The organism is Paraburkholderia caffeinitolerans (genome assembly GCF_902859945.1).
GTDB lineage: Bacteria > Pseudomonadota > Gammaproteobacteria > Burkholderiales > Burkholderiaceae > Paraburkholderia > Paraburkholderia caffeinitolerans.
This window is the reverse complement of the sequence record NZ_CADIKL010000020.1, coordinates 43,317-68,193: the sequence shown is the minus strand read 5'-3', so window position 1 is coordinate 68,193 and position 24,877 is coordinate 43,317. Positions and strand designations below refer to the sequence as shown.

27 protein-coding genes are annotated in these 24,877 nt (G+C 64.3%); 2 read left to right on the top strand and 25 right to left on the bottom strand.

Annotated elements, in window-relative coordinates:
• Positions 1-15: 15 nt before the first annotated feature.
• From acpS to HV773_RS19920, 21 genes are all read right to left on the bottom strand, one after another.
• Complete coding sequence (gene acpS, locus HV773_RS20020) at positions 16-447, bottom strand: holo-ACP synthase (protein WP_129562440.1); 432 nt, start codon at positions 445-447, stop codon at positions 16-18.
• A gap of 49 nt (positions 448-496) precedes the next feature.
• Positions 497-1,264 (bottom strand): pyridoxine 5'-phosphate synthase, encoded by a 768-nt coding sequence (gene pdxJ / locus HV773_RS20015; protein ID WP_129562441.1) that lies wholly within the window; start codon positions 1,262-1,264, stop codon positions 497-499.
• Positions 1,261-2,190 (bottom strand): DNA repair protein RecO, encoded by a 930-nt coding sequence (gene recO / locus HV773_RS20010; protein ID WP_129563366.1) that lies wholly within the window; start codon positions 2,188-2,190, stop codon positions 1,261-1,263. The genes pdxJ and recO overlap by 4 nt, the downstream gene beginning before the upstream one ends.
• An 88-nt stretch (positions 2,191-2,278) precedes the next feature.
• Positions 2,279-3,184: a GTPase Era gene (gene era / locus HV773_RS20005; protein WP_129562442.1), complete on the bottom strand. Its 906-nt coding sequence runs from the start codon at positions 3,182-3,184 to the stop codon at positions 2,279-2,281.
• 79 nt (positions 3,185-3,263) lie between these two features.
• The gene (gene rnc / locus HV773_RS20000) at positions 3,264-4,478 is read right to left on the bottom strand and encodes a ribonuclease III (protein ID WP_129562443.1); all 1,215 of its coding nucleotides are present in this window, start codon (positions 4,476-4,478) and stop codon (positions 3,264-3,266) included.
• Between the two features lie 169 nt (positions 4,479-4,647).
• Entirely contained in the window at positions 4,648-5,541 is an 894-nt protein-coding gene (lepB, locus tag HV773_RS19995; protein WP_129562444.1) for a signal peptidase I, read from the bottom strand.
• Between the two features lie 33 nt (positions 5,542-5,574).
• Complete coding sequence (gene lepA, locus HV773_RS19990) at positions 5,575-7,368, bottom strand: translation elongation factor 4 (protein ID WP_129562445.1); 1,794 nt, start codon at positions 7,366-7,368, stop codon at positions 5,575-5,577.
• Positions 7,369-7,498: 130 nt separating this feature from the next.
• Positions 7,499-7,825: a glutaredoxin family protein gene (locus HV773_RS19985; RefSeq protein WP_129562446.1), complete on the bottom strand. Its 327-nt coding sequence runs from the start codon at positions 7,823-7,825 to the stop codon at positions 7,499-7,501.
• A gap of 3 nt (positions 7,826-7,828) precedes the next feature.
• Positions 7,829-9,328: a DegQ family serine endoprotease gene (locus HV773_RS19980; protein WP_129562447.1), complete on the bottom strand. Its 1,500-nt coding sequence runs from the start codon at positions 9,326-9,328 to the stop codon at positions 7,829-7,831.
• Between the two features lie 20 nt (positions 9,329-9,348).
• Complete coding sequence (locus HV773_RS19975; RefSeq protein ID WP_129562448.1) at positions 9,349-10,419, bottom strand: MucB/RseB C-terminal domain-containing protein; 1,071 nt, start codon at positions 10,417-10,419, stop codon at positions 9,349-9,351.
• Positions 10,420-10,425: 6 nt separating this feature from the next.
• Positions 10,426-11,082, bottom strand: coding sequence for a sigma-E factor negative regulatory protein (locus HV773_RS19970; RefSeq protein WP_129562449.1), 657 nt, complete (start codon positions 11,080-11,082; stop codon positions 10,426-10,428).
• Positions 11,083-11,169: 87 nt separating this feature from the next.
• Positions 11,170-11,769 (bottom strand): RNA polymerase sigma factor RpoE, encoded by a 600-nt coding sequence (rpoE, locus tag HV773_RS19965; protein WP_129562450.1) that lies wholly within the window; start codon positions 11,767-11,769, stop codon positions 11,170-11,172.
• A gap of 236 nt (positions 11,770-12,005) precedes the next feature.
• Positions 12,006-12,563: a protein YgfX gene (locus HV773_RS19960; RefSeq protein WP_129562451.1), complete on the bottom strand. Its 558-nt coding sequence runs from the start codon at positions 12,561-12,563 to the stop codon at positions 12,006-12,008.
• Positions 12,541-13,782: a beta-ketoacyl-ACP synthase II gene (fabF, locus tag HV773_RS19955; protein WP_129562452.1), complete on the bottom strand. Its 1,242-nt coding sequence runs from the start codon at positions 13,780-13,782 to the stop codon at positions 12,541-12,543. Before fabF ends, HV773_RS19960 begins: the two co-directional genes overlap by 23 nt.
• A gap of 198 nt (positions 13,783-13,980) precedes the next feature.
• On the bottom strand, positions 13,981-14,220 hold the full coding sequence (acpP, locus tag HV773_RS19950) for an acyl carrier protein (RefSeq protein ID WP_004197638.1): 240 nt from the start codon (positions 14,218-14,220) through the stop codon (positions 13,981-13,983).
• Between the two features lie 169 nt (positions 14,221-14,389).
• Positions 14,390-15,139: a 3-oxoacyl-ACP reductase FabG gene (gene fabG, locus HV773_RS19945; protein ID WP_129562453.1), complete on the bottom strand. Its 750-nt coding sequence runs from the start codon at positions 15,137-15,139 to the stop codon at positions 14,390-14,392.
• A 41-nt stretch (positions 15,140-15,180) separates the two neighbouring features.
• Positions 15,181-16,119, bottom strand: a complete 939-nt coding sequence (gene fabD, locus HV773_RS19940) for an ACP S-malonyltransferase (protein ID WP_129562454.1) — start codon at positions 16,117-16,119, stop codon at positions 15,181-15,183.
• Positions 16,120-16,229: 110 nt separating this feature from the next.
• Complete coding sequence (locus tag HV773_RS19935) at positions 16,230-17,219, bottom strand: beta-ketoacyl-ACP synthase III (protein ID WP_129562455.1); 990 nt, start codon at positions 17,217-17,219, stop codon at positions 16,230-16,232.
• Positions 17,219-18,364 (bottom strand): phosphate acyltransferase PlsX, encoded by a 1,146-nt coding sequence (gene plsX, locus HV773_RS19930; protein ID WP_129562456.1) that lies wholly within the window; start codon positions 18,362-18,364, stop codon positions 17,219-17,221. Before plsX ends, HV773_RS19935 begins: the two co-directional genes overlap by 1 nt.
• A gap of 145 nt (positions 18,365-18,509) precedes the next feature.
• The gene (gene rpmF, locus HV773_RS19925; RefSeq protein WP_018441573.1) at positions 18,510-18,689 is read right to left on the bottom strand and encodes a 50S ribosomal protein L32; all 180 of its coding nucleotides are present in this window, start codon (positions 18,687-18,689) and stop codon (positions 18,510-18,512) included.
• Between the two features lie 130 nt (positions 18,690-18,819).
• On the bottom strand, positions 18,820-19,488 hold the full coding sequence (locus HV773_RS19920; RefSeq protein WP_129562458.1) for a DUF177 domain-containing protein: 669 nt from the start codon (positions 19,486-19,488) through the stop codon (positions 18,820-18,822).
• 318 nt (positions 19,489-19,806) lie between these two features.
• Here HV773_RS19920 and HV773_RS19915 point away from each other — a divergent pair, with 318 nt between their 5' ends.
• Complete coding sequence (locus tag HV773_RS19915; RefSeq protein ID WP_129562459.1) at positions 19,807-20,454, top strand: Maf-like protein; 648 nt, start codon at positions 19,807-19,809, stop codon at positions 20,452-20,454.
• Positions 20,451-21,173 carry an SAM-dependent methyltransferase gene (locus HV773_RS19910; RefSeq protein WP_129562460.1) on the top strand — a complete coding sequence of 241 codons (723 nt, stop codon included), beginning with the start codon at positions 20,451-20,453 and terminating at the stop codon, positions 21,171-21,173. Before HV773_RS19915 ends, HV773_RS19910 begins: the two co-directional genes overlap by 4 nt.
• Positions 21,174-21,278: 105 nt before the next feature.
• Here the strand turns inward: HV773_RS19910 and HV773_RS19905 are convergent, their stop codons facing one another.
• The 4 genes from HV773_RS19905 to HV773_RS19890 form a co-directional block, all read right to left on the bottom strand.
• Positions 21,279-22,253 carry a S49 family peptidase gene (locus HV773_RS19905; RefSeq protein WP_129562461.1) on the bottom strand — a complete coding sequence of 325 codons (975 nt, stop codon included), beginning with the start codon at positions 22,251-22,253 and terminating at the stop codon, positions 21,279-21,281.
• A gap of 15 nt (positions 22,254-22,268) precedes the next feature.
• Positions 22,269-22,688 carry a Rieske (2Fe-2S) protein gene (locus HV773_RS19900; protein ID WP_129562462.1) on the bottom strand — a complete coding sequence of 140 codons (420 nt, stop codon included), beginning with the start codon at positions 22,686-22,688 and terminating at the stop codon, positions 22,269-22,271.
• The gene (locus HV773_RS19895) at positions 22,685-23,344 is read right to left on the bottom strand and encodes an HAD-IIIA family hydrolase (RefSeq protein ID WP_129562463.1); all 660 of its coding nucleotides are present in this window, start codon (positions 23,342-23,344) and stop codon (positions 22,685-22,687) included. The genes HV773_RS19900 and HV773_RS19895 overlap by 4 nt, the downstream gene beginning before the upstream one ends.
• A gap of 79 nt (positions 23,345-23,423) precedes the next feature.
• Entirely contained in the window at positions 23,424-24,461 is a 1,038-nt protein-coding gene (locus HV773_RS19890) for an RluA family pseudouridine synthase (RefSeq protein ID WP_129562464.1), read from the bottom strand.
• Positions 24,462-24,877: the final 416 nt, after the last annotated feature.

Below are 24,877 nucleotides of genomic sequence, written 5' to 3'. Positions count from 1 at the left end.
CGGCGGGATTGAAAATCAGCGCACCGGTTGAGCGGCGGGTTGATCGGCGGGTCGATCGGTTTCAGCAACCACGAACGAAACCGCGTAGTCCTGTTCGTCGGTGATCGAAACCTGCGTGGTGATACCGCGCGCCTCGAGCCATTGCGCGAGCTCGCCCGAGGCCACCATATACGGCTTGCCGCCGGGCGCGTTGAGCGTCTGCACGGCGCGCCAGGTCATCGGCATGCGGATGCCGAGGCCGATGGCCTTCGAGAACGCTTCCTTCGCGGAAAACCGCGTGCACAGATACGCGAGCCCGCGCTTTTCCGAGCGCGCCTTGCGCGCTTCATAAACCGCGAGTTCGTCGGGGCCGAGCACGCGCTGCGCAAAGCGCCCTTCGGTGCGCTCCATGACGGCCGCGACGCGGCTCACCTGGATGATGTCGGTACCAATGCCGTAAATCGCCATGCATTCCTCGTCGCCGGGTGGGCCAAAGAGTGTGCCAATCAGAAGCAGGTCACGCGCGCGTCGCGGCAAGACGCGCCGCAACCATGATCGCCTTCATCTCGCGCACCGCGTTCTCCCAGCCCGCGAAGATCGCCTGCGCGACGATCGCATGGCCAATGTTGAGCTCGTGAATGCCGTCGATGGCGGCGATCTGCTGCACGTTCGTGTAGTGCAGCCCGTGACCCGCGTTCACTTTCAGCCCGAGGCCGATGCCGCAATTCACGCCCAGTACCACCCGCTCGAACTCGCGCTGCTGTTCGGCGGCTTCGTGCGCTTCGGCATAGCGGCCCGTATGCAGCTCGATCACGGGTGCGCCGGTTTCGTGCGCCGCGCGAATCTGCGTCTCGTCCGGGTCGATGAAGAGCGACACGCGGATGCCCGCGTCGGCCAGCTGCCGGCAAGCAGCGGCCACGGCGTCGAACTGCCCTGCCACGTCGAGGCCGCCTTCGGTCGTCAATTCGGCTCGCTTCTCGGGCACAAGGCAGACGTCTTGCGGCTTGATCTCGCACGCAATGTCGAGCATCTCGGCCGTGACCGCGCATTCGAGGTTCATGCGCGTCTTGAGCAGCGGACGCAGCTTGCGCACATCGGCGTCGACGATATGCCGGCGATCCTCGCGCAGATGCAGCGTGATGACATCGGCGCCCGCCTCTTCGGCAAGCAGCGCCGCGCGGATCGGATCGGGATAGGCCGTGCCGCGCGCGTTGCGCAGCGTGGCGACGTGATCGATATTGACGCCGAGGTCGATCACGTTGGGCGAAGTGAGGAAGAAGCTCATAGATTCTGCAGGTCGATCAGGATCTGGCGCGTCGCGAGCGGCGTGCCACCAAGGTAAGTGTGCAACAGGAAACGCATCAGCGCCTTGCTCTGCGCGACGGTCTGGGGTCGATGGTAATCGTCCTCTTCCATGTCGAGCAACGTCTGGCCGGAAAGCACGGGCCATTGCGCCGGCCATTCGTCGGAGGCCTCGCGCACGCCGCGCTCGGGATCGAACACATAGCGCCCTTCCGCCACCACGGCCTTGCGGTTCACAGTGCGGTTGAGCGCTAGCGCATAGCCGGTTTCGCGCAGCAGCACGCGCTCGAACGAGCGCAGGACCTGCACGGGCGGCTCGTCGTGCGCGAGACGCGTCATCGTCACGACGTAGTGGCGGAACAGCGGCGGGTGCGGATCTTCGCGCGCGCAGAACTTCACCAGCAGCTCGTTGACGTAGAAGCCGCACAGCAGCGCGTCGCCGGCGAGCGGCAGCATGCCGCCCACCCATTCGGCGCCGGTGAGCGTGCGCACTTCGCCCTTGCCGGTCCACGAAAGCGTGAGCGGCTGGAAGGTTTGCAGCACGCCGCGCAGCGCCGAGTGCGGGCGCTTGGCGCCCTTCGCGACTAGCGCGACGCGGCCGTGATCGCGCGTGAGCACGTCGATGATGAGGCTGGTTTCGCGCCAGGGATAGCTGTGCAGCACGAACGCAGGCTGTTCGGCGACGCGGTAATCGGGCGTCGCGCTGCGCGGCGCGCGCGGCAAGGTGGAGCGTGCGCTGGTCTTGCGCGAGGTGCGCGATGAGGGGCCGCGCTCGAGCGTGACGTCGGCGCCTTCGGCCAGGTCGCCGTGCGCAGCGGACGATGACTTGCGCGCGCCACGTGCTGGCGCACGCGCGGGGCGAGCGCGATCGCCGGCGGGCGACTCGAAGTCGGCGTCGTCGGCGTTCATGCCCGCGTCGGGTGCGGGCCAGTCGTCGTTCAGGGTTCCGGCTGCGCCGTCATTCATCCTGGCACCTGCGCCTCGCACTCGCAGCGGGTCACTCGTAACCGTAAGCGCGCAGGCCGGCTTCGTTGTCGGCCCAGCCGCTCTTCACCTTCACGAAGGTCTCGAGATAGACCGGACCGTCAAACAGCTTTTCCATGTCGAGACGCGCCTCGGTGCTGATCTGCTTGAGCTTGCTGCCCTTCTGGCCGATCACCATGGCCTTCTGGGTGTCGCGATCGACGAGGATCGTCGCGAAGATGCGGCGCAGACGCCCTTCCTGCTCGAACTTCTCGATGAGCACGGTGCTCGTGTACGGCAACTCGTCGCCGGTCCAGCGGAAGACTTTTTCGCGCAGGATCTCGGCGGCGAGAAAGCGCTCGCTGCGGTCGGTCAGGTCGTCTTCGCCATAGATCGGCTCGCCTTCGGGCAGGTACGGCTTGAGCGTTTCGAGCAGGCGCTTGATGTCGTCGACATTCTTGGCCGAGAGCGGAACGATCTCGCGGAACTCGCGCAGCTTCTGTACGCCCTCGATGAACGGATACAGCGTGGCCTTGTCGGTCACGCGGTCGATCTTGTTGGCGATGAGAATCGTGGGCGCGTTCGGCGGAATCAGGTCGAGCACCTTCTGGTCGTCGGGGCCGAACTTGCCGGCTTCGATCACGAACAGCACGGCGTCGACGGAACTGAGCGTCGAGGTAACGGCGCGGTTGAGCGAGCGGTTGAGCGCGGTACTGTGGCGCGTCTGGAAGCCCGGCGTGTCGACGAAAACGTATTGCGCGTCTTCGACCGTGTTGATGCCGGTGATGCGATGGCGCGTGGTCTGCGCCTTGCGCGACGTGATGCTGATCTTCTGGCCGACCAGCGCGTTCATCAGCGTGGACTTGCCGACATTCGGACGGCCGACGATCGCGACCATGCCGCAGCGGAAACCGGCAGGAGTGGAAGTGGGTGCGTTCATGATCGGACCGGAGTAATGAAGCAAAGGAAGCTAAACGGGAACAGAGCGCGCGGTTCAAACGCCGCGCGCCCGGGTTGAATCAGTGGCCGCCGGCATCGGCGGCCCGCACGGGAACCGCTGTACCGACTTCGGCGGTGGAGCCTGCAGTTGAGCCTCCCGTCGAGCCCGCCGTTGAACCGTTAGATGCGCTGGACGGCGCGCCTGGCGACGGTTCGTCTACCGCGCTGGTCGTGCCGTTGCTAGCCTGTGCATCGCGACCGCGCGACACGCGTGGCGCGATCGAACCGGCAGACGGCACGGCATCGAATTTATCGGCAGGCTTTTCGGCTGACTTCTCCACGGGGGCGCGTTCGCCCTTCTCCGCACCGCGCTCCTGCACGTGCGCCGCGCGAATCACCGCGAGCGGCGCGGCCGCCACATTTGCAGCCATACGTTCGCCCGACTCCTCGCCCGCCGTGGTGGCATGGTGAGCGCCGGCGCCCAGACGCTCGCCGCGCGCACGACGCTCGGGCGAACGCAGATCGAGTGCGCCCTGCACGCCCGTCACGCCGGGCACGACCTCGAGTTCAGCCTTGGGCGCGCGTGCACCCTTCGAGCGGCGCGGCTTGGCGACCAGCGCGGGCGCGGCGGCCATCACCTCGTCGAGCGCTTTCTTCGCGGCGGCTTGCTCGGCAGCGCGACGGCTCGCCCCCGAACCCGACACCTTCACGTCGAGCTTGGGCACTGTGCATTCGACTTCGAACTGCTGATTGTGCGCCGCACCATGCGTAGCGACGACGGTATAGGTCGGCAGCGCGATCTTGTGGCCCTGCAGATACTCCTGCAGCAGCGTCTTGGAATCCTTGCCGAGCGTACGCGGGTCGATGTGGTCGAGGATCGGAATATAGAGGCGCTTGATGACCGTCTGGGCGGCGTCGAAGCCGCCGTCGAGAAAGATCGCGCCGAAGATCGCTTCGAGCGCATCGGCCAGAATCGAAGGACGGCGGAAACCGCCACTGCGCAGTTCGCCCTCGCCCAGGCGCAAGCCGTCGGCGATATTGAGGGCCTGAGCAATCTCGTACAACGATTGTTGCTTGACCAGATTCGCGCGCACGCGCGAGAGGTCGCCTTCGTCCAGCTTGCTAAAACGTTGGAACAATAGGGCTGCCACCGCGCAATTCAGAACCGAATCCCCAAGGAATTCGAGGCGTTCGTTATGCGTGGCACTGTGGCTGCGGTGGGTCAAAGCCTGGCGCAACAATTCCGCATTGCGAAATTCGTAGCGCAAACGGCTTTCCAACGGAGATAGGGGCATGGGGAGAGTATAACGCGCCCGCCGGCCCCGGCGAAAACGCCGGCCGGCGGGCGAAAAACCATGATGAAGCGACGTTACCGGCGCTTCTTCAAGTAGCGCGCGAAGATGCGTCGCGAATCACATGCGAGTCACAGACATACTGCACGCATGCATCGCAATCGAACACGCATTACTCGAACGAGCCGATGCGCTTCAGACTGCTGAAGTTCATCCAGATGAAGAACGCGCGGCCAACAATGTTGGCGTCGGGCACGAAGCCCCAATAGCGGCTGTCCGCGCTGTTGTCGCGGTTATCGCCCATCATGAAGTAATGACCCGGCGGCACCTTGCAGATCACGCCGCGTGCGTTGTACTGGCAGTTGTCGCGATACGGATAATCTTCCGCGCCCACGATGAACGGCGGCACGGCGGGATTATTGAGGATGTTGTTCTTGCGGTCGCCGAGGTCTTCGGTGAACTGCTTCGCATAGCCGATGCGCTCTTCGTCGAAGTAATCGGCTTGCGGCGTTTCAGGCACCGGCTTGCCGTTGATCGTGAGCTGCTTGTCCTGATACGCCACCACGTCGCCCGGCAGGCCGATTACACGCTTGATGTAGTCGACCGACTCGTCCTTCGGATAGCGGAATACCACCACGTCGCCACGCTCGAGCCCGCGGCCCTGGGTGATCTTCGTGTTGGTGATCGGCAGACGCAGACCGTAATCGAATTTGTTCACGAGGATGAAGTCGCCCACGAGCAGCGTGGGCACCATCGAACCCGACGGGATCTTGAACGGCTCAACGATGAAAGAGCGCACGAAGAACACGATCAGGATCACGGGGAAGAAGCTCGCCGTGTATTCGAGCCACCACGGCTGGCGCAGCTTTTCGTTACGCAGGTTCTGACGCGTTGCGGGCGCGTTCTCGTCGGCGAAGCGCTCGCCAATGCGTGCCTGCTGCCGGTCGAATTCGGCGACCGCCGCATCGGCGGCGAGGCGCCGGCGCGGCATGAACACCATCTTGTCTGCAACCCACGCGATACCCGTCAGAACGACGAGCACAAAAAGAATCAGCGCAAAATTCATGAAAAGGTCCGTTGTTCTGCTTATCTGCCCAGCTTATTTGTCTTCGACCCGGAGAATCGCGAGGAACGCCTCTTGCGGGATTTCGACAGAGCCAACCTGCTTCATCCGCTTCTTGCCTTCCTTCTGCTTTTCGAGAAGCTTCTTCTTACGCGAGATGTCGCCGCCGTAGCACTTGGCCAGCACGTTCTTGCGCAGCGCCTTGATGTTCTCGCGCGCGATGATGTGCGCGCCGATCGCGGCCTGAATCGCCACGTCGTACATCTGGCGCGGGATGATCTCGCGCATCTTCGCCGCCACTTCGCGGCCGCGATATTGCGACTGCGAGCGGTGCACGATGATGGACAACGCATCAACCTTGTCACCGTTGATCAGCATGTCGACCTTCACGACGTCCGCGGTGCGGTTCTCCTTGAACTCGTAGTCCATTGACGCATAGCCGCGCGACACCGACTTCAGACGATCGAAGAAGTCGAGCACGATTTCGGCCATCGGAATTTCATAGGTGAGCTGCACCTGACGACCGTGGTACTGCATGTTGATCTGGTTGCCGCGCTTTTGCGTACAGAGCGTGATGACCGAGCCCACGTAGTCCTGCGGCATGTACAGGTTCACGGTCACGATCGGCTCGCGGATCTCGGCGATCTTCGAGGGCTCCGGCATCTTCGCCGGGTTCTCGACTTTGATCAGCGTGCCGTCCGCCTGCACGACTTCGTACACCACGGTGGGCGCCGTGGTGATGAGGTCCATGTCGAACTCGCGCTCGAGACGCTCCTGCACGATCTCCATGTGCAAGAGACCGAGGAAGCCGCAGCGGAAGCCGAAGCCCAGCGCCTGCGAAACTTCGGGCTCGTACTGGAGCGAGGCGTCGTTGAGCTTGAGCTTTTCGAGCGATTCGCGCAGCGCGTCGTACTGGTTCGCCTCGACCGGATAGAGGCCCGCGAACACCTGCGGCTTCACTTCCTTAAAACCTGGCAGCGGTTCTTCGGCCGGCTTGGTCGCGAGCGTGACGGTGTCGCCCACCTTGGTGGCGGCGAGTTCCTTGATGCCCGCGATGATGAAGCCCACCTGCCCCGCCGAGAGCGATTCCAGGTTGCGCGACTTCGGCGAGAACACGCCCACGTGCTCGACCGGATATTGCGCGCCGGTGGCCATGAGCTTGATCTTGTCCTTCGGACGCAGCGTGCCGTTGACGATGCGCACGAGCATCACCACGCCCACGTAGTTGTCGAACCACGAGTCGATGATGAGCGCCTGCAACGGTGCATCGGGGTCACCCTTGGGCGGCGGCACCTTGGCGATGAGCGATTCGAGCACGTCGTCCACGCCGATGCCGGTCTTCGCGCTGCAGCGCGTGGCGTCGGTGGCGTCGATGCCGATCACGTCCTCGATCTCTTCGATGGCGTTTTCGGGGTTGGCGGCGGGCAGGTCGATCTTGTTGAGCACCGGCACGACTTCCACGCCGAGTTCGATCGCCGTGTAGCAGTTCGCCACGGTCTGCGCTTCCACGCCCTGGCTTGCGTCCACGACGAGCAGCGCGCCCTCGCACGCCGAAAGCGAGCGGCTGACTTCGTACGAGAAGTCGACGTGCCCCGGCGTGTCGATCAGATTCAGGTTGTAGACCTTGCCGTCACGTGCCTTGTACGTGAGCGCGGCGGTCTGCGCCTTGATCGTGATGCCTCGCTCGCGCTCGAGATCCATCGAGTCGAGCACCTGCGATTCCATTTCACGGTCGGACAGGCCACCGCACAGCTGGATGATGCGATCGGCGAGCGTCGACTTGCCATGGTCGATGTGCGCAATGATCGAGAAGTTACGAATATGATCCATTCAGTACCGATCAAGCGAAAAAGGCGCGCCCCAACGAAAGCTGGACACGCCTCGTAAACAGATGAAAAAACGATCTATTTTAGCCGAAAAGGGGGCCGCCCGGCGAACCGTGCAGTAAGTCACCGATATATCACGGTGCAGCGACACCCTGCGACGCGCCATCGGGCGCCGCAGCGCCCAAGCCCAGCGCGGTACGCACGCGCGCCTCGTCCAGCCAGTAGTGGCACAGTTCGATACCATCGCAGACCAGCACCGGCACGAGTTCATCGTAGCGCGCCTGCAGCGCGGGGTCGGAATCGACATCGATCATCTCGATGTGCGCCCCCGCCACTGCCGCCAACGGCTCAAGCGCCGCACGCATGTCCTCGCACAGATGACACCACGCACGGCCATAAAGCACGAGATGCGCTCCCGTACGCGAACCCGTAGCGGCCGGCTTCAGGGCAGGAGCGCTCATCGCTTACTTCTGCCCCGGATTGCGCGGGCGCAGCGGCACGAACTGCGTGTTGTCGCCGCGGCGCACGAGGATCGCCACCATCTTCTGCGAGTCGAGCCGCGACGTGACTTCCTGGAACTGCTTCGCACCCGTGATATCCGTGTCGCCCACACGCAGGATGATGTCACCCTTCTGCAAGCCCGCGCGCGCGGCCGGGCCGTCCACCGAGTCCACCATCACGCCGCCCTTGATCTTGAGCTGGCTCAGTTGATCGGCGGTGAGGTCCGTCACGGAAAGACCCAGGGCATTCGCCGCGCGCGGCTTGGGCTCCGGCGCCTTGCGCTGGTCCGCCTTCGTGCCCTTGTCCGGCTGCAACTCGGCCACGGTGATCGGCAAATCGCGCGTCGTGCCCTTACGCCAGATCGTGATGGTCGAGCGCGTGCCCGGCTTGGTGTCGCCCACCATGCGCGGCAAGTCGGTGGCCGCATCGACGGTCTGGCCGTTGAACTTCTGGATGATGTCGCCCGGCTGGATGCCCGCCTTGTCGGCCGGACCGCCCGGCTCGACGCTCGACACCAGCGCGCCCTGCGCCTTCGGCAGGCCGAGCGAATCGGCCACGTCCTTGGTCACCTCGCCGATCGCCACCGCAATCCGGCCGCGCGTGACCTTGCCCGTGGCCTTGAGCTGATCGGCCACGCGCATCGCCTCGTCAATCGGAATCGCGAACGAAATGCCCATGAAGCCGCCAGTGCGGCTATAGATCTGCGAGTTGATGCCGATCACCTCGCCCTGCATATTGATGAGCGGGCCGCCCGAGTTGCCGGGGTTCACGGCCACGTCGGTCTGAATGAACGGCAGATAGTCGCCCGTATCGCGCCCCTTCGCGCTCACGATGCCAGCAGTCACGGTGTTTTCGAGTCCGAACGGCGAACCGATCGCCAGCACCCACTCGCCCACGCGCACCTTGTTCGAATCGCCGATCGTAATAGCCGGCAAGTTGTTGGCCTGAATCTTCACGACCGCCACGTCGGTGCGGTCGTCCACGCCGATCAGTTTGGCCTTGAACTCGCGCTTGTCGGTGAGCGTGACGTAGATGCTGTCCGCGTCGTCGACGACGTGCGCGTTGGTCATCACGTAACCGTCGCTCGTCATGATGAAGCCCGAGCCCACGCCGCTGCTCTGCTCAGTGTCGTTGCCGCTGTCCGGGCCGGAGTCCTGGCCACCGCCTTGACCGCCGCGCGGCGACTGGCCGCCCTGCGGCCCCTGTGGCACGGGAATGCCAAAGAAGCGGCGGAAAAATTCCGACATGTCGCCGTTGTCCATCCCCGGCGGCAGCCCGCGCGGCGAGAGCGTCACGCGCGTGGTGGTGCGGATGTTGACGACAGAGGGCCCCACCTTGTCCACGAGATCGGTGAAGTCCGGCAAATTGGCGGCGGGCGCCGCCAATGCCGTGAGCGGGGCGAACGGCAGGCATACCGCCACCACCGCGGCCGCGAAGAATTTGCGCAGCGGGAGGATCGTCATATCGAAATCGGCCGTAGCGGTTACTTGGGAGCTTTGTATTCTATGGCAGACGCGAATTGCTGCAACGTGGCCTGGGGCACCTCGCCAAGCAAAGTGATCCAGTAGTCCCCGCTGCGCTTCACGAGCACGTGGGTCGCGCCGCTGCTGCCCGAGCCTTCCTTGCGGCTATTGTGCTCGACTGGCTCGACAAACACGGAGACGGCCGACAGCCCATCTGAGAACACGGCCTGATCGACGGGAATGGGCGGCTCGTTGGCATCGCGTGCGGCCATCGGGCGACGCACTTCGCGAATCATGCGAAAGCCCGGCACCGTTTGCGCGAAGGTCCAGCCTTGGGCCCCCATATCGACTGTTTGTAGCGGCGCACGCACGACCGTCCAGCCGGCGGTGTTGCGCATGCCGGCCACGATCGGCGCCTTGTCCACCGGCACGCCGATACTCACCTGCGTAAAGGAGAGTTGCTGGAGCACCTGGCCATTCGACGGATCGAGCGTCTGCGCGCGCAGCAGCAGGCCCGTTTTCGCATCGACCCACAGCTTGTAGGCAAAGCGATAGGCGTCCTTCGGGCTGAGTTCGATCACGCTGCTGTCGATGCCGGCCACACGGTCGCTACCGAGCATTTTCGGCTCATAGACGGCGAGCACCTGTTCGCCATTCGTAGCGAGCAGTGCGGGGAAGGCTTCCTTGTTCTGGCGTTTTTCGACGACGCACAGCTTGCGTTCGGGCACGAACGTGTAGAGATCGTCGTTATGGCGCAGCATCTTGCGCGGCTTGCCGTCGAGGCTTTCGAGCTGCTCGTACTCGCCATCGCTCTTGGTGGCGTAGTGCGTGATGCGCGAGGACTGCACGAACGCGCCGCGCTGGTAGACGAAGGTGCCCGCATAGTTCAGCTGCTGCGCAGCCTGCTGGATGCGATCTAGCCACTGCAGGGCGCTCTGCCGCGCAGCGGGGTCTACCGCGGAGGCGGCAGACGCGCCCTGCGCGTGTGCGTGCGTGGCGGCGGACAGAGCGGTGAACATTACGGCTGCACAGCACAGCAATGCCGGCAGCCGCCCCAAGATTGTCGTTTTATTGAACCGCTCTATCTGCATCAGACTTTACTGGCCTTGCGTGGTGAGGGCGGCAGACCGGATGAACGGCATCGAATCCGACATGACCGGCTGCTGCGCGAACTGCTGGTGCGCTTCGAGATATTCGTCCAGACGCGCATCGCGGATGATATTGCCGTCCTGCATGGCAGCCGCCGTCTGCACCGGCACGGTATTCATGGCCACGCGCTGGACATTGTCGCCAGCGGATTGCACCGCGGCGATCTGCGGCGCGCCGGCCATGCCGACGCCGCGCATTTGCGGCATGACGATCCACGTGAGCGTAGCGGCCGCGGCGGCCACGGCCAGCGACGGCACGACGCGGCGGCGCAGCGCAAGAATGCGCGAGACGCGGCCGTTATGCGTGGCGGATTGCCCCGATGCAGCGGGCAGAGCTGCCGGCGCGAGCACGTGCGGCTCCGCCTCGAAACGCGCGGCAAAGCCCGCCATGAACGACTGGCTCGCGGCCGGGCTCATCGCCAGGTCGTCGGAACGCAGCACGTCGCCGATCAGATGATAGCTCGACCAGGCCTTGCGGCCCTCTTGATCGAGCCCCGAAAGAATAGCGTTCAGATGCTGTTCATCGCCGGCCATTTCGCCGTCGACGAAGGCGGACAGTTGCTCGCCGCGCGAGCTTGACACCGATTGCATCGAAACCGACCCCATGATGCTCCCCATTTTCTTACAGAGCCCCGTAGTGACACACACCCACATCCAGTGAATTGCGTCCGTGCCCGGCGCAGCGCTGGTGTGCTACCAGCGCTTGCCTTCCGGTGTGTCCAGCAGCGGACGCAATCTTGCCGCAATGGCTTCGCGAGCACGGAAAATTCTCGATCTGACAGTGCCGATCGGGCACCCCATCATTTCGGCGATTTCCTCGTAGCTCAAACCCTCAATTTCCCGAAGCGTAATGGCGGTGCGCAGTTCTTCCGGTAAAACCGCCATGGCAGCGTTAACCGTCTCGGCAATCTGCTTGCTCATCAACATCGACTCGGGCGTATTGATATCCCTTAGTTGATCGGCGTCCGAGAAAGTTTCCGCTTCTTCTGCATCTGCTTCGGTGGATGTGGGGGCGCGTCTTCCCTGGGTCGCAAGGTAGTTCTTCGCCGTGTTGACGGCAATTCGGTACAACCACGTATAGAAAGCGGATTCGCCACGAAACTGCGGCAGGGCCCGATACGCCTTGATAAAGGCGTCCTGCGCCACGTCTTCGACCTCGGCGGGATCCCGCACGAGGCGCGAGATCAGGCGGATGATCTTGCGGTGGTACTTGGAGACCAGAAGTTCGAACGCAGCCTTGTCGCCTTTTTGCACGCGCTCGACCAGCAACTGGTCTATTTCTTTTTCGCTCACCTGAAAAATCCGTTAGCTCATTGAAGTGGACGCGGGGGCACCATTGTAGCGTTACCGCCACGCTGCCACGTTACACGCGTAACAGCCGTTACAGTCGTTACAGCGCTCTGGCAGACGCAACGCAAGACTGGCTGGGGTGCAGCGGCCGGAGACAATGCAGGCAATGCGGAAAAATGCGGGTACGCGAAACCGTAAAAACGCCATCGGCCGTGCAAGCGCGATGGCGCTTGAATGTGTTAACGGCCAGCGGCGGCGCGCGCGCTCACTGCGAGGATGCGGTAAGTCTCGGCACCGAGAGAATCGGCGGCCACGAGCAGCGTCTTGCGGCGTCCGCCCTCTTCCACCACGAGCGCGAGGAGCGCCGCGCCCCACTGCGAGGCGCCGAGCAGGCGTCCGTCGACAAGTTGTGCCCCGGTGCGCGCAAAGGCGGCGAAACGGTCGGCCCCGATTTCGATGAAGGCTGGCTGCGCACGGCGCCATGCCTGAAAAGCGAGCAGTCCGGCTGCGCCCAGCGCGAGCGCCGGCGGCAAAGCCCGCCATGCGCCAAGCCAGGGCGCGAGCGTCGTGAAAAACGCGGCAGTCGCAATCAGCACGCCTGCAAGCAGCAGCGCATGCAGTGCCCAGGACGGGCGCAAGACAATACGCGGCGCACGTATGCGCCGCGTATCGGAAAAGGTGTCGCAGCCGGCCGGCGCATGCAACTGCGCCGGCGCGGCCGCCGTGTCGCACGAGGCGATCACATCGGGCTCACATGCCGTGTTTAGCAGCAGTTCAAGCGAAGCGCTTGAAAACAAGCGTGCCGTTCGTGCCGCCAAAGCCGAACGAGTTCTTCAGCGCGACATCGATCTTCATGTCCCGCGCGGTGTTCGCGCAGTAGTCCAGGTCGCATGCCGGGTCCTGGTTGAAGATATTGATCGTCGGCGGCGACACCTGATTGTGCACGGCCAGCACCGAGAACACCGACTCCAGGCCGCCCGCGCCGCCCAGCAGGTGGCCGGTCATCGACTTCGTCGAGTTGACGACGATGTCCTTCGCGTGATCGCCGAACGCGCGCTTGATCGCGGTGGTTTCCGCAATGTCGCCGAGCGGCGTCGAGGTGCCGTGCGCGCTAACCCAGTTCACTTCGTTCGGATTCACGCCCGCGTTGCGCATCGCGTACTGCATGCAGCGGCGCGCGCCGTCACCGTCTTCGAGCGGAGCGGTCATGTGATACGCATCGCCGCTCATGCCGTAGCCGCCGACTTCCGCGTAGATCTTCGCGCCGCGCTTCTTCGCGTGCTCGTACTCTTCGAGGATCATCACGCCAGCGCCCTCGCCCAGCACGAAGCCGTCGCGATCCTTGTCCCACGGTCGGCTCGCCGTTGCCGGGTCGTCGTTGCGCTGCGAGAGCGCACGCGCCGCCGCGAAGCCACCGATGCCGAGCGGCGAGACGGTCGATTCCGCGCCGCCCGCGATCATCACGTCGACGTCGCCGTACTCGATCAGACGCGAGGCTTCGCCGATACAGTGCAGGCCCGTCGTACAGGCCGTGACGATCGCGAGATTCGGGCCTTTGAGGCCGTACTTGATCGACAGGTGACCGGAGATCATGTTGATGATCGAAGCCGGCACGAAAAACGGCGAAATCCGGCGCGGACCGCGGTTGAGCAGTTCCGTCTGCGTGACTTCGATCATAGGCAGGCCACCGATGCCCGAGCCCACCACCACGCCTACGCGCTCGGCATTCTCTTCGGTGATCTCGAGGCCGCTGTCCTGCATCGCCTGGATGCCCGCAGCAATGCCGTAATGGATAAACGTATCCATGTGACGTGCTTCTTTCGCCGGCATGTAATCTTCGACGTTGAAGCCCTTCACTTCGCCGGCAAAACGGGTCGAGAAGTTCGTAGCGTCGAACTTCGTGATGTTGGCGATGCCGGACTTTCCGGCGACCAGATTGGCCCACCCGTCGGCAACATTATTGCCAACAGGCGAAATCAGCCCCAGGCCTGTAACAACAACTCGACGGCGGCTCACGGTAACCCCTTTTCCATAGATGACAAAACAAAAGCCACAGAGGCCACAGGAAATGCTCCTGTGAGCCCTGTGGCTAGTTGACCGGCCGATGCCCCGCAGCAGATGCGGCGGGTGTTCGCGGTTTCACGGGCAAGCATCCTCGCGGGCCGCTAGCGTGCAACTCGCGTGCGCGCGCCGGCCCGGACAAGGAACAGGCACTCAGGCCTTGACGTTCGCGCGAGCGTAATCGATCGCTTGCTGAACCGTCGTGATCTTCTCAGCTTCTTCGTCAGGGATTTCCATGCCGAATTCGTCTTCGAGGGCCATCACCAGTTCCACGGTGTCGAGCGAGTCTGCACCCAGATCGTTCACGAACGAAGCTTCGTTCTTGATTTCAGCTTCGGCGACGCCCAGTTGCTCGGCGACGATCTTCTTGACGCGCTGTTCGATGTTGTCCATTACCCCTCCAAGGGAAAAAAAGTTAGCTCATAAATGCGAGTGCGCGCATTTTATCAGGTTTGACCTGGCTGAAAAGCGGCGCTCGCGGTTCCGGAACGGCTATTCGCGCACGCGTCCGGCGAGATTATTCGCCAGAGCGCATCAAGGCGCGGATAGTACCCGATTCCGGTTAAGACATATACATCCCGCCATTTACGTGCAACGTAGTGCCCGTGATATAGCCCGCCTGCGGCGATGCGAGAAAGACCACCGCGTGGGCGATATCTTCCGGGCTGCCCAGACGGCCCAGCGGAATCTGCTGCTGGAGCGCAGCCTGCTGCTCGGCGGGCAGATCCTTGGTCATGTCGGTGTCGATAAAACCCGGCGCCACGCAGTTCACCGTGATGCCGCGGCTGCCGATCTCGCGCGCGAGCGCGCGCGTCATGCCCGCGACGCCTGCCTTGGCCGCCGCGTAGTTGGCCTGGCCCGGGTTACCCGACGAGCCGACCACCGACGTAATGTTGATGATGCGGCCGGCGCGCGCCTTCATCATCGGGCGCAGCACGGCGCGAGAGAGGCGGAACACCGACTTCAGGTTGGTGTCGAGCACCGCGTCCCACTCGTCGTCCTTCATGCGCATCGCCAGGTTGTCCTGCGTGATGCCCGCATTGTTGACGAGAATCGCGAGGCCGCCGAACTCCTTGACCGTCGCATCGATAAGCGCTTCGGCCGCAGCCGCGTCGTTGACGTTGAGCACCACGCCGCGGCCCTTCACGCCCGCAGCTTCAAAAGCGGCGGTAATGGCCTGCGCGCCGGCTTCGCTCGTTGCCGTGCCGATCACCGTCGCACCCTGGCGCGCCAGTCCCAGCGCGATGGCCCGGCCGATGCCGCGCGAAGCGCCGGTCACGATCGCGGCCTGATTGTCGAGAGTTTTTTCCATCGTTCGAATCCGTTGCGTTTGATACTTTCCGATGCGGCGGTTTAAGCCTTGAGGAGCGCGAGCGCTTCGTCGAGCGACTTCGGATCGGTCACCGAGGCGCCGGTCAGATTGCCGTCAATGCGCTTCGTGAGGCCCGCGAGCACCTTGCCGGGACCGCACTCGATCACATGCGTCGCGCCCTGCCCAGCGATCGCCTTCACGCACTCGACCCAGCGCACCGGACCGGCGGCCTGGCGCACGAGCGCGTCGCGAATCCTCGCGGGATCGGTTTCGAAAGCCACGTCGACATTGTTCACGACCGGGATGGCCGGCGCATTGAGCGTGACGTTCGCGAGGTATTCGCGCAGCTGGTCCGAAGCGGGTTTGAGCAGCGACGAGTGGAATGGCGCCGAAACCGGCAGCGGCAACGCGCGCTTGGCACCCTTGGACTTGGCGATCTCACAGGCCTTCTCGACCGCGCCCTTGTGGCCCGCGATCACGACTTGCGCCGGCGCATTGAAGTTGACCGCTTCGACCACGCCGCCACTTGCCGCGGCCGCTTCGGTGCAGACCGCGCGCACGGCGTCGTCGTCGAGACCTAGCACGGCGGCCATGCCACCCTCGCCCACCGGCACCGCGCTTTGCATCGCCTGCGCGCGAAAGCGCACGAGCGGCACGGCGTCGCGGAACGCGAGCACGCCAGCAGCCACGAGCGCCGTGTATTCGCCGAGGCTATGGCCCGCGACGATTGCCGGCGCCGGGCCGCCCGCCGCTTGCCACGCACGATAAACGGCGTAAGCGGCAGTGAGCATGACCGGCTGCGTGTTGGTGGTGAGATTGAGTTCGTCGGCAGGGCCTTCGGCGATCAGCTTGCCGAGGTCCTGATTCAGTGCATCGGATGCTTCCTTGAGCGTCTCGCGCACGATGGCGTTGTCGCCGAAGGCGTCGAGCATGCCGACGGCCTGCGAGCCTTGTCCTGGAAATACGAACGCAAATTTCATAACGTCCCCAAAATTCGTTCAAAACAGATGGGCGATGCGCTCCGATGAACCGCTTGCGGGGCCGCGTGTGTCGCAGGCCCGGCCAAGCGGGAGCGCCCGCTTCGGGCAGGTCAGAAACGGATGACCGAAGCGCCCCAGGTAAAGCCGCCGCCGACGCCTTCGATCAGCACGTTCTGGCCGCGCTTGATGCGGCCGTCGCGCACCGCGACGTCGAATGCGAGCGGAATCGAAGCCGCCGAGGTATTGCCGTGCTCGCCCACGGTGACAACCATGCGCTCGGCGGGCAGGCCGAGCTTGCGGCAAGTGCCCTGCATGATGCGGATGTTGGCCTGATGGGGGATCAGCCAGTCGACCTGGTCAGCCGTCAGTTGTGCTTTTTCGAGCGCCTCGATCGCGACCTTCTCGAGCACGTTGACGGCGAGCTTGAACACCGCCTGGCCATCCATATGGAGGAACGCGTTGCCGGCGATCACGCCGCCGTTCACGTTGCCCGGCGTACACAGAATGTGCGCATAGCTGCCGTCGGCGTGGAGCGCGCTCGAGAGCACGCCCGGCTCGTCGGACGCCTGCAGCACGATCGCGCCCGCGCCGTCGCCGAACAGCACGCAGGTCGTGCGGTCGTTGAAGTCGAGAATGCGCGAGAACGTTTCCGCGCCCACGATCAGCGCCGTCTTGTGCTGGCCGCTGCGGATCAGGCTGTCGGCGATCGAAACGGCGTAGGCGAAGCCCGAGCACACGGCCTGCACGTCGAACGCCGCGCCGTGATTGCGGATGCCGAGCTTGTTCTGCAGCAGGCAGGCGGTGCTCGGAAACACGAAATCGGGTGTGGAGGTGGCGACGATGATGAGGTCGATCGATTGCGGATCGACATCGGCGGCCGCGATCGCGCGCTGCGAAGCGGCTAGCGCGAGATCGCTGGTCGTGACGTCGGGCGCCGCAAAGTAGCGCGAGTGAATGCCGGTGCGCGCGACGATCCACTCGTCGCTCGTCTCGACGCCTTTCGCGGCGAGACGTTCGGCCAGATCCTGATTGGTGACGCGCTCAGGCGGAAGAAAACTGCCCGTGCCGAGCACGCGGGAATAGAGAGTCGATTGAGCCATTATGCCTTCGAGGATGATGCGGCGCCGGGCGGCAGATCGCCCGCCGTCTGAGCGGGTAAGCTCGCGGATGGACTCGCGGGCGGCTCCTCGGGAGCCCTTGGGGCGGCGCTGTTCTGGCCGCCGGCTGCCTGTTCGAGTGAACTGGCGTTTTCTTCCATGGCACGCGTGAGACGCTCCAGCACGCCATTTTTGACGGCATCATACCCGCGTTTGATCGCCCACTCAAACGCATAAGCATCCGCGGAGCCATGGCTCTTGAAGACGAGGCTTTTCAGGCCGAGCAGCGCCGCGCCGTTGTACTGGCGGTGATCGACGCGCTTCTTGAAGCGCATGAGCACCGGCAGCGCAGTCAGCGCCATGAGCTTCGTGAGCCACGAGCGGCCAAACTCTTCCTTGATCATGTCGTTGAGCATCTGCGCGAGGCCCTCCGACGTCTTGAGCGCGACATTCCCAACGAAACCGTCACAGACGACAACGTCGACGGTGCCCTTGTAAATGTCGTTGCCTTCCACGTTGCCGCGGAAATTCAGCGTGCTCGCGCGCAGCAGCTCGCCTGCACGCTTGATCGTCTCATTGCCCTTGATGACTTCTTCGCCGATGTTCAGGAGCCCGATGGTCGGCCGGTCCTTGCCCTCGAGCGCGGCAACGAGCGCGTGCCCCATCTCGGCGAACTGCAGCAGATGCTGCGGTTCACAGTCGACGTTCGCGCCGAGGTCGAGCATCGTCGTGTAGCCGCGCTCACTAGGCAGCGCGAACGCGATGGCCGGCCGTTCGATGCCCGGCAGCGTCTTGAGCACATAGCGCGAGACGGCCATCAGCGCGCCGGTGTTGCCGGCCGAGACGCAGGCCTGCGCCTCGCCTTCTTTGACGCGGTTGAGCGCGACGCGCATCGACGAGTCTTTCTTCTTGCGAAGAGCGACTTCGACCGGATCGTCCATTTCGACGACCTCGGTGGCGGGAACGACGGAAAGTGCGGGGAGGTCCTGCGCTTTCAGCTTTTTGAGCTGGGCGCGGATCGCCGTCTCGATGCCCACCAGTTGCAGTCGCGCATCGGGATGCGTGCGAACGAAATTGACTGCGGCAGGCACTGTCACGGACGGACCGTGGTCGCCTCCCATGCAATCTATCGTGAGCGTAACGGTCATGGAGTGCGACGAATTTCAGGCACAAAAAAGCGGCAGTTGAATGCCGCCTTTTTTGCCGAGCCGAAAAATTGTCAAGCGAACGGAATCGCCATGTGCAGCGCTGTGCAAGCCCGGATTCGGGCCGTCGCGCCGCACGCTGGGACGATTAGTCGTTCTTGGTCTTGACGACTTTCTTTCCGCGGTAGTAGCCGTTCGGGCTGATGTGGTGACGCAGATGCACTTCACCCGTGCTCGGCTCGACAGCCAGCGGCGCGCCCGTGAGGAAATCGTGCGAGCGGTGCATGCCGCGCTTCGACGGCGACTTCTTGTTTTGTTGAACTGCCATGATAACTCCTGAAAATTTTCCAAATTCTAACACAGCCCGATCCGGCCGCCGCCACCCTGGGGGATGACCGGACTCCGGGACTGGGCCACGAATTGATACTGCACGCCACCCGCAGCCACCCGGTAAAACCTTAGTGCTTGCTGCCGGGACCGTCCTTCTTGAGCGATTCGAGCGCCGCAAACGGGTTGACGCGCTCTTCCGGCTCGACCTCCTGCTCCGGCACGTCTTCGACGGAATCCACGCCATCCGCGCCGTCGGCACCCGAGGCGAGGCTTTCGTGAATTTCCGGACAAACGTCGTGCTTCGGCACGAGCGGCAGCGAGAGCAACAACTCCTCTTCGATCAAGTCGACGAGATCGAAATGGCGCGAGCCCACAATCACATCGAATTCATCGTCGTCGAGCGAAAACTCGTCCGCCTCATCTTCCGTCTGGACGATCCGGAAGACCGGGTCCGCGTTGAACGCCTGCTCATAGGGAGCGAGGCAACGCTGACACGTAAGCCATGCAGCACCGTGAACCGCGAGCCGCAGGTACGGCTGCGGCCCCTCGGTGCCGTTGTCCTGCAATTCCTGTTGCGTGAAACCCTCGGCCTGCCACGTGAACGCGGTGTCGCGATCTGGCGCATCGGCCGGGACTTCGTTTAGCATGCGCGGCAGTTGCGAGAGACGCACCGTACCCGATGCACCGCGCCCGCTACGCGCAAATTCGAAAATGTCGAAATCGCGCGGATTGAGCGCGCCCTTATCCGCACCTACATCCGATGCGGCGCCCGCAGGCTTGCCAGAATGTTCGGTCATGTGCGCTCTCCTGCTCCAGACGCGCGGCCCGCAGGCGGCGCAAAAGCCCTACACTGCTGCCGATCTGTATCTTGTCGGCCCGCTTCCCTCGTCGCTTCCCTTCATTGCACCCGGACATTGGCCGGACGCACGAGGTGAGCGTACCGATGAAAAGCCCAAAATCATAACGTCTTTATCTTTGCGAGTCAAACACTTAAGCTCACGCTCGCAAGCCTCTGTGCGGCTTGGGTATTTTGGCAAATTCGTTGGTAAATGCGCCCGCCGAATGCCTGGTCCGCCCTGCGCCGCCCTACGACCATTATTCACGATCCGACCATCATGCAGGATACCGCTGCGCCCGCCCGGCAACCGAGCCGACCCACGCTGATTCTCGCCTCCAGCTCGCGCTACCGTCGCGAGCTGCTCGAGCGCCTGCGCATTCCTTTCGACACTGCTGTGCCGGCCATCGACGAAACACCGCACGCCGGCGAAACGCCCGCCGCCACGGCGCTGCGCCTGGCCGAGGCCAAGGCCCGCGCCGTGGCCGCAGCCTTGCCGGCTGATGCTGGGCGCGCGCTCGTGATCGGCTCTGACCAAGTGGCGACCTTTGACGGCCTCCAGATCGGCAAACCGGGCACTCACGAGCGCGCACTCGAGCAATTGCGCGCCATGCGCGGACGCGAAGTGTTGTTCCATAGTGCACTCAGTCTGCTCGACACCGCTACTGGCCAAACGGCTACCGTCGATGTCGTAACCACGGTGCGCTTTCGCGATCTGCCTGACGCCGTGCTCGACGCCTACCTGCACGCCGAGCAGCCCTATGACTGTGCAGGCAGCGCGAAATCGGAAGGGCTTGGCATCGCACTGCTGGAAGCGATCAAGTCCGACGACCCCACCGCACTGATCGGCCTGCCGCTCATCGAGCTCACGCGCATGCTGCTCGCCGCCGGCTATCCGCTACTGACGCCGCAGGAGGCTCGCCAATGACCACGGGCACGCTCTATCTGATCCCGAACACCCTCGGTGACGGCGACGACGCCGCGCTCGCCGCCGTGCTGCCCGGCCCCGTGCGCGAGCGCGCGGGCATGCTGGCCAGCTATATCGGCGAAAACGCCAAGACCACGCGCGCGTTCCTGAAGCGCGTCGGAACCACGCGGCCGATCCAGGAGATCGAGATTCACGAGCTCAACGTCAACACGCCCGCTGGCGAGATCGACAAGCTGCTCGCGCCGCTTCTGGCCGGCATCGACACGGGGCTGGTTTCCGAAGCGGGCGTGCCCGCCGTCGCCGACCCGGGCGCCCTGCTGGTGCGGCGCGCGCACGAGCGCGGCATCAAGGTCGTGCCACTCGTCGGGCCGAGCTCGATCCTGCTCGCGTTGATGGCCTCGGGTCTGAACGGCCAGAGCTTTGCATTCCATGGCTACCTGCCCGTCGACGCGAACGAGCGCACCAAGAAGCTGCGCGAACTCGAGCAGATCTCCCGCAAGGCGAAGCAGACGCAGATCTTCATCGAGACGCCCTACCGCAACCGCGCGCTGCTCGACGCGCTGCTCGCAACCTGCGCGCCCTCGACGCTCGTGTGCGTGGCCGCCGACCTCACGCTGCCCAGCGAGACGATCGTGAGCCGCGCCGTGTCCGAATGGAAAAAGAAGCCGGCGCCCGAGTTGCATAAGCGACCCGCGATCTTCCTGCTGCTGGCGAACTAAGGACAAACTGAGCGCTGCGGCAGCACGCGCAACCGCAAAACAAAACGGCCGCTGTGCATCACACAGCGGCCGTATTTACGTGAGTTTGAGCCAGTTTGTGCAGAGTCAGCGCACCGAGACCCTCCCGCCCGAGATCAGCGAATGCACGGCCGCCGAGCCAACGCTTGCGCCAAAGCGCTTCGCGACGCGGTCGGTGATGCCCTGCTTGACCGTATAGTCGACGATGTCCGGCGCCTTGATAATCTCGCGCGCCACGTAGTCGCTATCGCCGAAGCCGTCGGCGAGGCCGAGCTCGACACTCTTCTGGCCGGTCCAGAAAAGGCCCGAAAAGAGGTCTGGCTCATCCTTCAGGCGCTTGCCGCGGCCCGCCTTCACGGCGTCGATGAACTGCTGGTGAATCTGGTCGAGCATCTCCTGCGCGTGCGCGTCCATCTTCGGCGTATTCGGTGAGAACGGGTCGTAAAAGCCCTTGTTCTCACCCGAAGTGCGCAAGCGCCGCTGGACGCCGAGCTTGTCCATCAGGCCCGTGAAACCGAAGCTATCCATCAGCACGCCGATCGAGCCGACGATGCTCGCCTTGTTCACATAGATCTTGTCGGCAGCAGCGGCAACGTAATAGCCGCCCGAAGCGCACATATCGCCCACCACCACGTACAGCGGAATGGCCGGGTATTTCGCGCGCAACCGGCGGATCTCGTCGTTGATGATGCCGGCCTGTACCGGCGAGCCGCCGGGGCTGTCGATGTGCAGGATCACGCCGGCGGTGCCGTCGTCGTCGAAAGCGCTGTCGAGCGCGCTATTGATGTCGTCGGCGTTGGCGGGCGTGTCCGCCGAAATCTCGCCGCTGAGCGTGACGAGCGCCGTGTGGCGGCCGCCGCTGTCCACGCGCGCGCCAGAAAAGTCGAGGATGCTCCACGCAAGCAGCACCAGCACCGCGAGAAACGCGAAGCGGAAAAAGATCTTCCAGCGCCGCGCCGAGCGTTGCTCGGTGATCGCGGCCATGGCGATGCGCTCGAGCGCTTCGCGCTCCCAGCCGGGCTTGCCGCCGTCGGCGCCATCAGGGGTCAGATTATCGGGCATGCGTGGGCAGTGAAATCAAGATGGGGTCGGACTCAAATCGTCGTCTGGGAGCCAGAATACCGCACGGCCCTCGGGCGTGTCGCGTTCCTCGACACGTACCGCGCGCAGCCGGGCGCCGCGGCACGGCCCGCCCACGCATTTGCCGGTGTCGGGCTGGTAGATCGCGCCATGCGTCGCGCACATGATATAGAGCCCCGACGACTCGAAGAACTGGCCTTCGACCCAGTCGAGCTCCATCGGCACATGGGCGCAGCGGTTCAGGTAGCCGTACACTTCGCCGCCGTAGCGCACGAAGAACACGACGGCGTCGCCGCCCGCATAGGTCGCGCTCATGCGCTGGCCCGCACCGCCCTCGGCGAGCTCCTCGGCGGCGCACACGCGCACAGGCCCATGGCCCGTCTCACGGGTTTCGCTCGCACTGGGCTGCGCGTTCATGCGTGCTCCCGCAGCCAGCCGGCCAGCGCGGCCACGTCCGGCGCGATGAACCGCGGCGCAAGCCCGGCCAGCGCGCCCGACGAATGCGCGCCGTAAGCCACGCCCACGCCCGCCGCGCCCGCGTTCGCGGCCATCTGCAGGTCGTGTGTCGTGTCGCCGATCATCACCGTGCGGTTCAGATCCTGCCCCAGTTCGCGCGTGAGCTCCTGGAGCATGGCCGGATGCGGCTTCGAGAAGGTTTCGTCGGCACAGCGCGTGCCGTCGAACAAGCTCGTCAGGTTGGCTTCGGCCAGCGCGCGGTTCAGCCCCACCCGGCTCTTGCCGGTCGCCACCGCGAGCAGATAGCCCGTGTCGCGCAGCTCAGTGAGCATCTCGCGCACGCCCGAAAACAACTCGGTCTGCTGGTCCTTCAGCAGGTAATGAATGCGGTAACGCTCCACGAGGCGCGGATAGTCGGCGGGGTCGAGCGTGGGCGCGGCAATCTGCAATGCCTCGCGCAAGCCAAGGCCGATCACGTAGCTCGCGGCTTCGTCGCCGGGCACCGGCAGTCCCAGGTCTCGGCACGCGGCCTGGATGCTGCGCGTGATGTGGGCGGTCGAGTCCATCAGCGTACCGTCCCAGTCGAACACAATCAGGTCAAATTGCTCTCGGGCCATGCGGTCCTTCTCCAAACACTGTAATTCTTGAGTCCGGTGTGCTCCCCGGTTCGTCGCGGCAGCCGGCAGCGTCGCACCCTTATTCGGGCCGTGCAGCGGTATGGCTCCCGCCTTCGCCAGCCGCTTCGCGCTGCGCGCGCAGCTCGCTGACAAAGCTGCGCAACTCGGGCGGCAGCGGCGCCTCGAATTGCAGCGGCGCGCCCGTGATCGGGTGCGTGAGCTTCAACCGGTACGCATGCAGGAACATGCGCTTGACGCCGGGCTTCGCACCGGTGCGCGCGAGCGCCTTGTTGAGCGCGAAGTCGCCGTACTTGGCGTCGCCGACGATCGGCAGGCCCAGATGCGCGAGATGCACGCGGATCTGATGGGTGCGGCCGGTCTTGAGCTCGGCCTCGACCAGCGCGTAGCCAGGCCAGCGCTCGACGAGATTGAATACCGTATGCGACGGCTGGCCGTCGGGCTGCACGCGCACGCGCCGCTCGCCTTCAGGGGTCAGATACTTGTGCAGCGGCTCCTTCACGGCGCGCCGGCGCCCCCAGTCGTTCGCCCACTCGCCGTGGACGCACGCGTAGTAACGCTTGTCCGTTTTGTTGTCGCGCATCTGCTCGTGCAGGCCGACCAGCGCCGAGCGCTTCTTCGCGAGCATCAGCACGCCGGAGGTCTCGCGGTCGAGCCGGTGCACGAGTTCGAGAAATTTGCCGTGCGGCCGCGCCTCGCGCAACTGTTCGATCACGCCGAAAGCCACGCCGCTGCCGCCATGCACAGCCACGCCGGCTGGCTTGTCGATCACGAGCAGCGCTTCGTCCTCATACAGCACGCTGAAGTGCGCCGCCGGCACGGGCGCCGCGCCCGCAGGCTCGCTCGGCTGGGCGACGCGTATGGGCGGCACGCGCACGACATCGCCCATCTCGAGCCGGTACTGTGCGTCGATTCGCCCCTTATTCACGCGCACTTCCCCGCTGCGCAGAATCCGGTAGATATGGCTCTTCGGCACGCCTTTGCACACGCGCAACAAGAAATTGTCGATTCGCTGACCGGCGGAACCTTCGTCGATCTCGACGAACGAAACCTGGTCGCTCGCGACCTGATTCTGGGATATTTTGCCTAACTCTTTCATTCTGAATATAATTTGCCCAGCGCTGACGCGACGGCAGGCCAAACGGCCAAAAAGTTCCTGATTCGCCCGACCAATACCCAAGGGCGCTTCTCCGGGATCTTGAACCGCGCGGCATGCGCAGGCGGCAAGCGATAAACCGATATTTTACTTGCGCCCGGGGCCGGTTGCTCACCCCGTTTTAGAGATGCAACGAGTTGCACGCACGGAAGTCCGCGCGGCAGGGACGGCGCCCACAGGCACGTTCGGTCGAGGCGGGCTCCGACGGTAACGGAAGGTTGGTATAAAGAATTCATCCGGCGCGTCATGCCGCGCGGTCGCAACATTTTCGAGCGACTGCAGCCCGACGCGCTGGTGGCGAAAATACGGCGAGCGCCTGATGCGTCCCGGCAATGTGCGGGATATGGCGACGTCAAAAG